The 13503-nt window shown below is 44.2% G+C and carries 14 protein-coding genes; 6 read left to right on the top strand and 8 right to left on the bottom strand.

Annotated elements, in window-relative coordinates; genetic code table 11:
• Positions 1 to 4: 4 nt before the first annotated feature.
• The 5 genes from trpB to J3U75_RS10945 form a co-directional block, all read right to left on the bottom strand.
• The gene (gene trpB / locus J3U75_RS10965; protein ID WP_100157328.1) at positions 5 to 1207 is read right to left on the bottom strand and encodes a tryptophan synthase subunit beta; all 1203 of its coding nucleotides are present in this window, start codon (positions 1205 to 1207) and stop codon (positions 5 to 7) included.
• A 723-nt stretch (positions 1208 to 1930) separates the two neighbouring features.
• A complete protein-coding gene (locus J3U75_RS10960) occupies positions 1931 to 2575 on the bottom strand; it encodes a phosphoribosylanthranilate isomerase (protein ID WP_267392129.1) in 645 nt (214 codons plus the stop codon).
• Between the two features lie 39 nt (positions 2576 to 2614).
• A complete protein-coding gene (gene truA / locus J3U75_RS10955; RefSeq protein WP_100140497.1) occupies positions 2615 to 3466 on the bottom strand; it encodes a tRNA pseudouridine(38-40) synthase TruA in 852 nt (283 codons plus the stop codon).
• Between the two features lie 117 nt (positions 3467 to 3583).
• Positions 3584 to 3721, bottom strand: a complete 138-nt coding sequence (locus J3U75_RS10950) for a hypothetical protein (protein WP_267392128.1) — start codon at positions 3719 to 3721, stop codon at positions 3584 to 3586.
• Positions 3722 to 3890: 169 nt separating this feature from the next.
• On the bottom strand, positions 3891 to 6299 hold the full coding sequence (locus tag J3U75_RS10945) for a FimV/HubP family polar landmark protein (protein WP_267392127.1): 2409 nt from the start codon (positions 6297 to 6299) through the stop codon (positions 3891 to 3893).
• Positions 6300 to 6674: 375 nt separating this feature from the next.
• On the opposite strand from J3U75_RS10945, the gene J3U75_RS10940 reads away from it, so the two are divergent.
• Genes J3U75_RS10940 through J3U75_RS10920 form a run of 5 tightly spaced genes read left to right on the top strand, consistent with a single transcriptional unit; the run spans position 6675 to position 9485 of the window.
• Complete coding sequence (locus J3U75_RS10940; RefSeq protein WP_267392126.1) at positions 6675 to 7211, top strand: septation protein A; 537 nt, start codon at positions 6675 to 6677, stop codon at positions 7209 to 7211.
• On the top strand, positions 7211 to 7504 hold the full coding sequence (locus tag J3U75_RS10935; RefSeq protein ID WP_267392125.1) for a YciI family protein: 294 nt from the start codon (positions 7211 to 7213) through the stop codon (positions 7502 to 7504). The genes J3U75_RS10940 and J3U75_RS10935 overlap by 1 nt, the downstream gene beginning before the upstream one ends.
• Entirely contained in the window at positions 7497 to 7775 is a 279-nt protein-coding gene (locus J3U75_RS10930; RefSeq protein WP_100157332.1) for a BolA family protein, read from the top strand. The genes J3U75_RS10935 and J3U75_RS10930 overlap by 8 nt, the downstream gene beginning before the upstream one ends.
• 34 nt (positions 7776 to 7809) lie before the next feature.
• On the top strand, positions 7810 to 8676 hold the full coding sequence (locus tag J3U75_RS10925) for a SurA N-terminal domain-containing protein (protein WP_267392124.1): 867 nt from the start codon (positions 7810 to 7812) through the stop codon (positions 8674 to 8676).
• A 50-nt stretch (positions 8677 to 8726) separates the two neighbouring features.
• Positions 8727 to 9485, top strand: coding sequence for a peptidylprolyl isomerase (locus tag J3U75_RS10920; protein WP_100140503.1), 759 nt, complete (start codon positions 8727 to 8729; stop codon positions 9483 to 9485).
• Positions 9486 to 9573: 88 nt separating this feature from the next.
• Here the strand turns inward: J3U75_RS10920 and J3U75_RS10915 are convergent, their stop codons facing one another.
• The 3 genes from J3U75_RS10915 to rlmD form a co-directional block, all read right to left on the bottom strand.
• Positions 9574 to 10008 (bottom strand): GNAT family N-acetyltransferase, encoded by a 435-nt coding sequence (locus J3U75_RS10915; protein WP_267392123.1) that lies wholly within the window; start codon positions 10006 to 10008, stop codon positions 9574 to 9576.
• Positions 10009 to 10302: 294 nt separating this feature from the next.
• The gene (locus tag J3U75_RS10910; RefSeq protein ID WP_267392122.1) at positions 10303 to 10878 is read right to left on the bottom strand and encodes a YceI family protein; all 576 of its coding nucleotides are present in this window, start codon (positions 10876 to 10878) and stop codon (positions 10303 to 10305) included.
• Positions 10879 to 11050: 172 nt separating this feature from the next.
• A complete protein-coding gene (rlmD, locus tag J3U75_RS10905; protein ID WP_267392121.1) occupies positions 11051 to 12352 on the bottom strand; it encodes a 23S rRNA (uracil(1939)-C(5))-methyltransferase RlmD in 1302 nt (433 codons plus the stop codon).
• Between the two features lie 129 nt (positions 12353 to 12481).
• On the opposite strand from rlmD, the gene J3U75_RS10900 reads away from it, so the two are divergent.
• Complete coding sequence (locus J3U75_RS10900) at positions 12482 to 13498, top strand: L,D-transpeptidase (protein ID WP_267392119.1); 1017 nt, start codon at positions 12482 to 12484, stop codon at positions 13496 to 13498.
• Positions 13499 to 13503: the final 5 nt, after the last annotated feature.

Here is a 13503-nt window from a genome sequence, read left to right as displayed (position 1 = left end):
ATAATCACAGGCTGATACCATCCAAACGGGCAACCGTATTGATATCCTTATCACCGCGGCCGGAAAGATTCACCAGAATCACTTCATCCGGACTCATTTTCGGTGCATTGGCCACAGCCCATGCCAGAGCGTGGCTAGATTCCAGCGCTGGTATGATTCCCTCTTGGTGACAGAGCAGATGGAACGCTTCCATCGCTGCCTCGTCACCCATAGCTTCATACTGAACACGACCAATATCATGCAGCAAGCTGTGTTCAGGACCGATTCCTGGATAATCCAGACCGGCAGAAACTGAATGCGTGGAAACCACCTGCCCGTTTTCATCCTGCATCAAATAACTGCGGAAACCGTGTAAAACCCCTACCGGACTATGTGAGCTGATGGGCGCAGCATGCTGATGTCCAGTCAGACCCAGACCACCGGCCTCTACTCCCACCAGACGCGTTTCAGGGACATTAATATAAGGATAAAATAGCCCGATCGCATTCGAACCACCACCAACACAGGCTACAGCTACATCCGGCTGTCGCCCGATTGCCTCTTGCATCTGCTGCTTGGCCTCATTGCCAATCACGCACTGAAAATCGCGTACCATTTCTGGGTAGGGCATCGGACCGGCAGAAGTACCAATAATATAATAAGTATCATCTACCCGTGCCACCCACTCACGTAAAGCCTCATTCATGGCATCTTTCAGCGTGCATGAACCTGAATCCACACCTACCACCTTTGCACCTAAAAGTTTCATCCGGTACACATTCGGTGCCTGACGCTGAATATCCTCTGTGCCCATAAACACTGTGCATTCCATGCCGAATCGTGCTGCCACTGTCGCTGACGCCACGCCATGCTGGCCAGCGCCGGTTTCGGCAATCACTCGCTTTTTACCCATGCGCTGTGCCAGTAAAGCCTGACCAATCGTATTGTTGATTTTGTGCGCACCGGTATGATTCAGGTCTTCCCGCTTCAAATAAATCTGTGCCCCACCCAGATGGGCAGTTAGGCGGCGGGCATAGTACACAGGACTAGGTCGTCCCACATAATATTTCAAATCTTCATGGTATTGTGCCCAGAACGCCGGATCAGCCTTCGCTGCATAATAAGCCTGTTTTAACTCAGTTAGAGCCGTAATCAGTGTCTCTGATACAAACAGCCCGCCATGCTCACCATAAAATCCCTGTTCATCCGGATAATGATAATTTTCCATATTTTTTTCCATTGAGCGACTAAATACCTAGAGAATAAAACTATTCGGCCATATTAACATTTTTTAAATACATTATCCTGTAAACCGTCTAACCTACAGAATAATTGCACTCAAAACTTTGCTTTCATCTGTCTATGTCGCAATTTCGGGTATAAAAAAAACAAACATAAATAATTACCAAAATGACGCCAATGCAGACTTGTGTTCTGAATAACCTGTTTCGCAGTATCAGAAACAAACGTCATATAAGAAAGTTCGTTTATTCAATTATGATGAATAATGAAAAAACATCGTCAGATAAATTGATTGTAGCGACACGATAAAATCATATTTTTAGTAAATTACTTTTCGTATCTAGACATCAGAACCACATTGAAAATCTTGTACCATACCATTCACACATAACAACGAGCTTATTACATTGAAATTTTCCATCAAAATCTGAAATAAAACACAATACTCAGACAGACAGGTAAATATCGTTCTATTAAAAGAAAACATTCGTTTTATTTTAGTCTGATAGAAAAATTCAGCTTTAAAGCATCATCCATTTCAGCTAATTTAACCGAAACTCCTTAATACCATCGCTAGTAAAAGTCAAAATCAGCACAGATTTGGAAATCTTTAAAGCCCAAAATAAAAATTCCACGTTCGCAAAATTTATTTAAATAACTAATTGTTTTATAAAAATAATATTATCATACCGTACAAACAAAGGTATTATTAGCACCTAGAATCAACACTCCAAGTAGAAAAAGTACTAATTGCAGACATCAGATCCTGCATCTTTTGCTTATCCTTGACACCGGGTGCCTGCTCCACACCACTGCACACATCAATGGCCAGTGCATTACTTTGTCTGATTGCAGAGACAATATTTTCCGGTTTCAAACCACCGGAAAGCACCCATGGCCGTACCAACGTAGACGGCAAAATTTGCCAATCAAAACTCTGCCCAGTACCGCCATATTGTCCACTGACCGCAGCATCAAACAATAAAGCACGTGCGTCCGTATACACAGCAGCAGCCGTTTCAATATCAGCCCTGTTTTGTACCCGTACAGCCTTAATATATGGACGCTGGAATTGGCGACAGAATTCCGCATTTTCATCACCATGAAACTGGACCACATCCAGCGACACCTTCGCCAGTACATCCTCTATCTCAGCAGCCCGTGCATTCACAAACAGCCCAACCACCGTAACAAAAGGTGCTATTGCACGCACTATCGTCTGAGCCTGCGCAATCGTGACACAGCGCTTACTGCCAGCAAAAAATATCAACCCAATGGCATCTACCCCTAATTGTGCAGCAAACTGTGCATCTTCAACCCGCGTCATGCCACAAATTTTCGTACGAATATTCATATTTCACCTTTTTTAACTGCCAGCTAGTGCTCACCTAAACTAATCAAGATCCGGCCACAGCCATAGCGGCAATGGCTGCGTATCCACATCCCATTGAGCGGGATAATCAACACCGGTAAGGTACAGCCCGTCCGGCATAAATGTTGGCGGAGCCAGTTGCCGGCTTTTTGCCGCCAGCAATTGTGCAAATCCAGACACACTTAGCTTACCCGCTCCCACATACACCAGCGCACCTACAATATTACGCACCATATTATGGACAAATGCACTGCCATGGAAATCTATCGCCATCAATTCAGGACTACCACTGAGTCTCAGTGCATACAAAGTTTTTACTGGTGATTTAGCCTGACAGTCACTGGAGCGAAAGCTGGAAAAATCGTGTTCACCAACCAGCAATGCAGCTGCTTCACGCATCAATTCCATATTGAGAGGATAATGAGTCCAGCCGACGCGGCCACGCAGCTGCGGCATTCGGACACGACTGGATTCAAGCATATAACGGTAACGCCGTCCGCAAGCATCAAACCGTGCATGAAATTCAGCAGCAACCATCTGGGCTTTAAGAATCCGGATATTCTTATCCATTGCCGTATTGCTTCCACGCAGCCATGCCTCTGCACTTCGTCTGGCATGCGTGTCGAAGTGTACAATCTGACCGGTAGCATGCACACCGGCATCAGTGCGCCCTGCCACCACCACCTCTATTTCTTCCGCCGCTACAGAGCTTATTGCTTTTTCCAACACCGACTGAATGGTATATAGTCCGTCTGGCTGTTTCTGCCAGCCATGGAAAGCCGTACCATCATAAGCAATTGTTAATGCCCAGCGCTGCTTATAGCCAATATCATCCTGCATATTTTCTGGACGCTTTACCACAATACCTACCATTACTTTTCCAAATCCACACTAATACACACTGTTACATGGCATTATTATCGCATAGCCATCATTTGCGTTCATATTTATAACGAGTAGCTTACCAAATAAACAGGTAAGACAAACAATTTAGCGGCCGGCACACTCATCCAAATCATTAGACAGATGCTGATTGATGATAGTATCCGTTTTTGTTACCAGACTTAGCAAAAAGCTGTTTACAGACAATAGCAGTTGGATAACATACCAAAGATTTTGCAAATACATTTTTCAACACCTGCCGCATATAATCTATCTAAATACAGCATTTTTACTACTTCCAAAATATCGTCATATAAATCAAATCTAGATACAAACTCGAAATAAAAAGACTGAATCCTGATACAGGATTCAGTCTTTACCAAATATGAACTGCATTTAGCATGTTCTGTACAGATTAGCCACCTAGCTGTTGTAACAGATTCTGAGCTTCCGCCAGCACTGCGCCATTAGCTTCATCAACCAATTCTCGTAAAGTCTGGCGTGCAGTCACCGCATCATCCATCTCCAGATACATCTTAGCCAGCTCCAGCTTGGCCTGTAACGGAATCGCCTGCTGTTCAGGTGTCAATGGCTTATCAGTTTCTTCTTCCTCTTCGGCCGACTGTTCTAGCCAATCCTGTGCACCGTTGCCAGTTGCAAAAGAAGAAATTGGGGCAGAAGAAGGAGCAGCGCTACTTTCAGTAGCTGTGGATTCTGCCTGATTATCATCCAGCGTAAAGTCCATAGACGAAACATCCACCACATCAGCATCAGTCGGTTGTGCTGAAGTAGATGGAGCAGCTTGTGAATCCTCATGCTCATCACTGATACTTAATGCATCCCAATCAATATCATTTGAAATCGCTTCATCTTCAGCAACAAACTCATGTTGATCCTGAGATGACAAAGCCTGATCAATTGTAGAGGATGTATCCTCTGCCACAGCAGCAGATTCGTTTTTGGACTCTTCATCAAACTTAAAGTCCTCGTCCCATTGCAAATCAGCCAGAGCATTAAGTGTATCCACTTCAGCTGCCGCCGGTTTAGTTTCCGGCTCAACAACAGCAGGCTCCTCCTCTGTGCTGAAATTCATATCTAATGATGGCAAATCATCAGTATCTGTGGCTGTTTGCTCAGCCATCACTACATCAGAATGCACAGCTGATTCATGCTCATCTTTACTAGAATCATCAGCCACCACCCATTCAAAATCCGCGCTGTCTGCTTCTTCTTTTTCCGGCTCAATTACAGGAGACTCTTTAGAAGTCAGCACTTCCGGCTGTTCAGTTTCATCAATTTGATCCAGCCAAGATAAATCGTCGCCATTATCCATCTCTGCTACTGATGGGGCTGTTGTATCTGCAGGAGCAGCTGGCGTATCATCGGTGAAATTAAAATTTAGCCAGTCAATATCATCTTCTTCAGGCTTGTTTGCAGCAGCCTCCGGTTTTGATTCGGGAAGCTGAGTAGTAACGTCAGATTCGGAAACATTGCCAGCCGGCGCGTCAGCTTTCGCGGAGCTGTCAGAAGACTCATCATTCAGCCACGACCAATCATCTGCATCGGCTGACGCTGATGAGGCTGCCACTGCAGTAGATGCCTGATTAGTTGCAGCTGGCGATGCCGGTTCTGACTGTTGAAGTTTCGGTGGTTCATCATTGAATACCACATCATCATCGTCTTCATCATCAGATGAATAATATTCCTCAGCTTCCTCAGCATCGCGTTTTTTACGTCTCTGCCATATAAATGCGGCAATCAGCAGCACACCAGCGAGACCAACCAAAGCATAAGGCCACCAGGATGGCAACAACGATTCTTCTGGTGTAGGTTCTACAGGCTGTACAGGTGCTGGAGTTGGATTAACCTTAGGCTGCACTGGTTTCGCTTTCACTACAGAAGCAGCAGAAGCGGCTGGCGCAGATGCGGAAGCAGCAACGGCTTCAGTTTTACCTGCATCTTGCGTTTTAGCTACTTCTGGCTTAGTTGGAGCTATAGGTTCTGAAGCAGCAGCCTTCTGAATTTTGTTTGCAGATACATCAGATTTGGTTGGAGTAGCAGCTGCAGTATTTTCAGCAGCCTTGGCGTCTGGCGCAACAGATACAGGTGATTTACTCTGTGCAGTCACCGGCTGTTGAACCGTTTTAATTTTTACTTTAGATAATTTATACAGCTGGGTAGTAGAAGGAATATTCAGACTGATATTCCGATACATCAAATCCGGATTACCATTACGAAATGCCTGTGGATTAGCCACAAGCAGAGCATGCATTGTCTGCTCTACTGTCATATTCTGCGGCCGTACCTTACGTGCAACATCCATCAGTGTTTCATTATTGTCTACATTATATTTCACCACCGCATTGTCTGAAGCAAGCCTGTTTTGCAAAGCTGCAGTAGCCCGTGCAGCAGATTTATTTCTGACAGAGTGTGCCTGCTTATGATGTTTACTGCCATTTCGAGCAGAAGCAGAGGAGCCATGCCCATTTTCCGGCGGATCCAGTAATGCTGTATATTGCCTACCCTGACTACCTGAGACGAGGCTAAAAGACATCATCGGATCACTAATTGGCTTACTGGATCGCAAATGAATCACTGCATTCTGCCCTTGCGGTGTCACCCGCACCTGTAGCGGTGCGCCTGAAATTGTCGGCCGACCCTTTAAAGCGGCTCTGGCTTCATCACCAGTTACAACCACGCTACCTGAAAATGGCTCTCCCAAAGCAGAGTTAACCTGCAGGCTGCCAAGTCCTGCCCATGCAGGTGCACTGGCCGAAAAACATAAAGACAGTGCGATGATTTTTAAATTATATGCGTTCTTCAATCCCGTACCCTCACCGGTAATGCACCATTGCCATCAGGCTCGTGCCTATTCATTTGAAAATTTCTGCAAGTACTCAAAATGCAACTGGTGTTTAACGTTCACTAAACCTGTTTTTATATTATCTCACGCTATAATAGCTTTTGCGACCATTTAATGCCAAATCACCTTGACCTATTTTGCTCTTATAACATGCATAACTGTGGATATTTTCAGACGAAACATCATCCAAAAAACACTAAACCAATATACAACAATGGTTAAATTTTGTTTAATACCTTGCTTTAACAGGTGCCAAGTGTAAAAACTCAGGGTATCATGGAGATTATTTCACACCCTACAACAACAAACCTGAAAAAAGATATACAGTCCTGAATAATGAAAGCAGTATTCGAATTTCTGGTAGTTATTCTCTTCTTTGCTACCTATGCCTTAACCAAAAATATTATTCTGGCCACCGAAGTGGCTATCGCAGCCGGCTTGATTCAGGCCGCATGGTGTTTAATTAAATACCGGCGTCTGCAAACCATGCAGTGGGTAAGCCTGCTTTTGGTTGTAATACTGGGTGGCGCAACCATAATATTAAAAAACCCGCACTTCATAATGTGGAAGCCAACAATCCTTTTTTGGGTAATGGCTATAGGCCTGCTGATTTCACATATATGCGGAAAAAACGTGCTAAAAAGCACAATTGGCAAAGAAATTAGCCTGCCAGCTCCGGCATGGCGTAAACTTACTTATGCTTGGGTAATATTTCTACTGGCACTGGGTACACTCAACTTGTGGGTTGCTTATTGCTTTACCGAAGCACAATGGGTTAATTTCAAACTTTTTGGCAGTACCACCATTTTAGTTCTGTTTACCATCGGACAGACGGTATATATTAGCCGATACATTAAAAAGGATGAGTTGTAATGCTGTTTATGCTGATGGCCACTGATGCCGACAATAGTCATGAAGCACGTATCAAGGCCAGACCCAGACATCTGGCTCGATTGCAAGAGCTACAAGCACAAAACCGTTTGGTTTTGGCCGGTCCTAATCCTCTGCCAGATGATGAAACCCGTTTTTCTGGCAGTCTGGTCATTGCCGATTTTGAATCTTTAGATGAAGCACAGGCATGGGCGGAACAAGATCCTTATGTGGATGCAGGCGTCTATGAAGAAATACTGATTCGGCCTTTTAAAAAAGTTTTGCCTGATGACTGACATCCAAACAGCCATCCGTATGCGCCTGCAATCACTGAATCCGGTACAACTCGAACTGATTGACGACAGCCATCTGCATGCAGGGCATAAAGGTCATCATGGCGGGGGACATTATCGTTTGCTGGTGGTCAGCGATGCATTCAACGGTTTATCGCGTCTGGCTCGTCAGCGGAAGGTTCATCAGCTACTGAAAGATTTATTCAAGGCTAATACCATCCATGCCCTCAGCATCATGGCATGTACAAACAGCGAATATTTAACCAAGCAATAATCTATTTCTATCCACTTAAATGAGAGAGTTAACCATGAAAAAACAATTAATTGCTGCTGCCATTTTACTGGGACTAACCGGTATTGCTACTGCCCAGACGGTTGCGACCGTAAACGGAACCAAAATCGACAGTAAAGAGGTCGATAATCAGGTAGCCGTATTGGTTCAGGAAAGCCAGAACCAGATTCAGGATACACCCGAATTACGCAAGAGCATCACTGGCCGTCTGGTGACTCGTACCTTACTGATTCAAGCCGCCAAAAAGCAGAATCTTGATAAAGATCCAGAATATTTGAATGCATTGAATCAGGCAGAAGCAGAAGCTAAACGTCTGGGCGATGATAAAAAGCCTGGTTTCAAAGAAGAATGGGCTTTCTTTAAAGATAATCTGCTGACTCAGGCTTATTTGGCCAGCGTTGCCAAAAATAACCCTGTAAAACCTGAAGATGTACGCAATGCCTATAACGACATGGTGAAATATTACAGCGGCACTCAGGAAGTTCAGTTAGGTGAAATTATCACACGTGATGCAGAAACGGCCAATAAAGCCATAGCTAAACTAAAAGAGAAAAAAAGCTTTGCGACCGTAGCCAAAGAGTTCACAATTGATCCGGCTGGCCGTGAAAACGGAGGTATTCCAAAAGGCTATGTTGCCATGAAAGACCTTCAAGACAGTGCCACACCCGTTTATAACGCCATTAAAGATTTGAAAAAAGGTCAGTACACCCATGCTCCGGTACAGGGTAACGGCAACATTTACGCTGTATTCTACGTAAACGACAAACGCAACCTAAAACTGCCAACCCAGAAAGAAATGGAACCAATCCTGTCACGCCGTCTGCAAAGTGCCACTCTGGCTCAGGCAATTGACCAGCTGTACAAGAATGCAAATATCAAATAATTATTTTTTCCGACTTTAATAAACGGATCAGATAACAAGGAATATACGATATGAAAAAAAGCATTACCTGGCTGGCCGGCTTCAGTATCATGGCCGCTGGGCTCGCTTTTGCCGATGCACCCAAAATTGATTCACAACGCATTAATGTCATGCTAAAACAGTATGAGCGTCAGATGCAGGCACAGCCGGGTGCACCAGCGCCGAATAAAGCAGAGATTCAGAAAGAAATCACGTTGCGCCTGCAAACGGCCGATATATTGAAAGCAGAAGCCCTTAAGGCCGGTTTGGATAAACAACCAGACACACAGGCCGCTTGGCAGAACATGCAGGCTCAATTCTATGCAGCCCAGTATGTAGACCATCTGGCTGCCAGCATTGAAGTAAGCGACAGTGATTTGCGCCGGCAATATCAACAGGTGAGTCAGGAAATCAACTTACTGCCCATTGTTTTTCCAAGCGAACAAGCAGCCGAAGAAGGTTTAAGCAAACTGAAAAAAGGACTGGCTTACGAAACTTTGCTCAAACAGGTAAACCCAGAAGCACCACAAAGCAATTGGATGAACCCACAGCAGCTGCCTCCTGAATTTGCCCAACTGGCCTCACAACTGAAAAGTGGTCAGATTTCACCTAACGTGATCACGATTGACGGGCATTACATCCTGTTGAAACTAGCTGGTACGCGTCAGGCACCTGATGCTCCCGCATTTGACCAGATTAAAGAGCAGCTTCGCAATCAGGCCAAACAGGAAAAAGTATCCCAACAAATCAATCAAATTCTGAAAAACAATGGCATTAGTCTAAACAATTAATAGCCTGAATATATAAAAAACCGGTACTAAAGTACCGGTTTTTTATATATTCAGCTCACCTAAAACACGAGAAAAACTCGCTAGAAAATCATTCCGGCTGATATAGCATATCTACAAAAGGAATACCATCCGTAATATACGGCGCACCTTGTATTTTAAAACCATGCTGTTGATAAAATTTAAGAACCTGACGGCTCGACTCAATTTTAATCGGATAGTCTGAATAGTGACTCTGTGCATAATGCAGGATCAGTTTAATCAGCTGGTCTCCTAATCCGGTACCACGAAAATCAGAGCGGGTGACAAAGCGACTGAATGTAAAATGCACACCAGCTAAATACATTCTGGCATAAGCCAGAATTTGCCCGTCTCGTTTATAGTAAACATGCTTGGCCAACACATCCCAGTCATCCAGCTCTTGATATATCCGCTGCTGCTCTACCACAAAAGTGTCAATACGCAATCGTGCAATGCGATAAAAATCTTGTGACGAAAGTTCATCTAATTTTTTGATACACCACATAAAACTTTCACACTCCTCTTAACCACAAGACTGATTGCATTTGTTACTGGTTATTACTAAAATCAAATAGGCATAAATTTAAAACACTGTTTTCTCAAAATATTTTGAAATTACATTATGCCGGCATGTTATGTTTACACTTAAAACAAACTCAGTATAAAAACAATAAGACAAATAATCAAATAACAATCTTAATTCTGGCAAAAATAAAATACTGTTATAACCTAACCAATATATAGAGAAACGGATTACCCAAACTCAAACAAGGTAATCCGTAGCTAGGATAATAGAAGATTATTGTTTTGCCGCTTCTACCTGAATATTCAGCTTAACATAGCGACTTGCCGGCATAACCGGCACATACTCATTAATTCCCCATTGAGTACGATCAATAACAGCTTCAAAATCACCACCACAAACTTGTGATTGTGTCATCGGGCTTTTATAACAATTGAATTTAGTAGCACGCAAAACTACAGGGTGTGTTTGCCCTACCATTGTTAATTGGCCGCGCAAAGCCCTAACTTTTCCATTTTTATCGAAAATCCAGTTCTGCGAAACAAATCGCAGTGACGGATATTGTGCCGCATTAAAAAAAGCTTTACTTTGCAGATGTTGAGTAAATTCACTGCGGCCCGTATCCAGCTTAGCCAGTGGAAGAGTAATATCTACTGCACCGGTTTTAGCTTTCGCATCATATTGCAACTCACCCTCAAGATTATAAAATCCCCCTACATTGCTGGAAGTGGCAAAATGATCTAAAGTGAATCGTGCGTTGGTATGCAAGGGATCAAGTTTATAAGTTGCAGCCATTGCTGGGACACTTATACCCAGCAATGTGGCCATCAAAATACGGGTAAATCGGCTCATCATTTATTTCCTTTGTCCATTTGGCTAACAAATTAATAGTAGCCTGAATATACCTACGGACAAATCCCGCAGAGTAAATATATTTTTTCTTTTAAAGAAACAATTAAACATATTCAGGCATGTTCTTACCCAATATCCCCTCCCTAATTCCTATCCAAAGCTTAAGCTACACTCATCTGTCAAACACTGCCATAGATTCTAGATGTGCTGTTTGTGCAAATAAATTCATAATGCCGCCGGCACGGTACTGGTAACCACGTTTAACCAGTAAACCAGCATCACGTGCCAGCGTAGCCGGATCACAGGACACATACACAATCCGCTTAGGCAGAAACCGTTCTTCAAGCTCATTTAAAGCCAATATCAAAGCTTGAGCACCTGCCCGCGGCGGGTCGAGCAGCCATTTATGCGCATATCCAAACTTACGTAAACGTTGCCCATTCATTGCAAAGAGATCAGCCTGCTGAAAATGGGCTAAATGTTTCAGGCCATTATATTGGGCATTGGCACTGGCACGTCTGCACATGGCAGCCATCCCTTCCACACCCACTACTTCAGCCTGCATCCGCGCAATCGGTAGACTGAAATTACCCAATCCGCAGAACCAATCTATAATTCTTTCCCCGGCTTGCGGTTGTAGCCATTGTATGGCACGCTGAACCATTAAAGCATTAGTCAGCTGATTAACCTGCGTGAAATCTTCTGGCTGGTAAGGAATCACTGTCTGAAATTCAGGGAGATGATAGCTTAGTTTGTACATGTGCTTAGCGGTCTGCAACGCCGTGGTTCGGCCTGTTTGTAACCACCATTGCCATAGCTTTCCGGTTTGTTGCTGCAATTGCAGCAACAAAGAATCAATCTGTTTGCGCTGATTATGGTTTATGGCAGAAGCCTGCAATGTAAGAGCATTTACCTCATTGCCCTGATGCAGCATCACACCGGACACACTACCCTCCGGCCAGCTTTGCAATAATGTTTTAATCGGCTTTAATGCTTCTGACAACACTTCCGATAACACCATACATTCATCAATATCTACAATATTATGGCTGTGTCTGGCCTGAAAGCCCAGTTTCAGACGCCCAGCCTGATACACAGCGCGCAAACGTACCCGTTCACGATAACGCCATGGCAGTCCATATATTGGTGCCATCAGCTCGTCTGGTTGCACCTTTCCTAAACGCCGCATCTGATTCATCCACGCACGCTGTTTCAGAGCTACCTGAGTTGTAAACTCAATATGCTGGCTGTTACAGCCACCGCACCGTCCATAGTACACACAAGGTGGCTGTATACGCGCAGCAGCAACGCGCAGCAGTTTGCCAATTTTGCCCTCAGTGTAGGACTTTTTTTCCCGTACCGACTGCCACTGCACCACCTCACCCGGTAAAGCATCTTCAATAAATACAGCCTTACCGTTTACACGGGCAACGCCGCGCCCTTCCTGATTCCAGTCAATAATATGTGCTGTCAACTGTTGTTCCAAACTGAACCCTCAAGCCAGAAAAAGACCGCAAATAATCTTAATTGTGTATATTTTCTCACATCACAGACAAATTACGTTATGATTATATTCATATTGCCATACCGGATTTTCAGAATAATGTTGAAACCTATACTTTATGCACTCACCACTTCCATCATATCTGCTAGTGCATATGCTGCCATCCCCATGCCAGATTATGCCGTACCTAGTAAGGGGCAGCAGGTCATACTGAATATTCCGCAGCTACGGCTGTTTTTGTTTCAAGATGGCAAGTTAATCAAAACCTATCCCATAACTGTCGGTAAAGCGAGCACACAAACACCGCTAGGTGAATACAAAATTGGTGCTAAAGTGGCCAATCCCACTTGGAGCGTACCACGTAGTATTCAAAAAGAAATGGCGGCCAGTGGAAAAGCGGTACAGAAATCAGTGCCGCCCGGCCCCAAAAATCCGCTTGGTCCGGTATTTGTCCGTCTTGGTGAACCCAGACTCGGTCTAGGCATTCATGGTACAAATGTACCCAGCAGTGTACCCGGCGTACGAAGTCATGGCTGTGTTCGGCTGCAAAGCCCCAACGCATTGGATTTTGCTGCAACTGTTCAAAGCGGTGCAGATGCAGCGGTAATCTATCAGCAAGTTTCAGTAAACATCGACGAACAGAACGATATTTGGATTGCGGTTTACCGAGACCCCTATAACAAACGCAATCTAAACAAAAAACTACTTAATCAGAGTATTAGTTCTTGGGCAAATCAGCATCAGCAACAGGTAGACCAAAAGCGTCTAGCTGCTGCCTTGATTAAACCGGCCAACACATTAATCTGTCTCACATGTACTGCAGGCAAAACTAAAGTCAGCGGTGCGCTCAGCTCGTTACAGTGGACTAGTGGTAAGGGTGAGCTGGTTGAACTAAAACACATCAACACTATAAACTCACAACCTAAACAGGAAATTGCTCCAGAAAGCAGCAACGTAGAAGTGGATGAGGATATGGATGATACATCCAAACAAGACATAACCCCGTTAAATCCCACCCCCACAGTACCAGAAAAAGTACATCCAGCTCCGGAAAAAAATATTCCAGTTAACAAAATTCCGGCCTCATCCGATCCGGGATTTGACGCATTGCTATAAGATAT

Origin of the sequence: Snodgrassella sp. B3088 (assembly GCF_026535815.1) — a bacterium.
In the GTDB taxonomy this organism is placed as follows: domain Bacteria; phylum Pseudomonadota; class Gammaproteobacteria; order Burkholderiales; family Neisseriaceae; genus Snodgrassella; species Snodgrassella alvi_E.
Note: the sequence above shows the minus strand (reverse complement) of the source record. Positions and strands in the feature narration are given on the sequence as shown.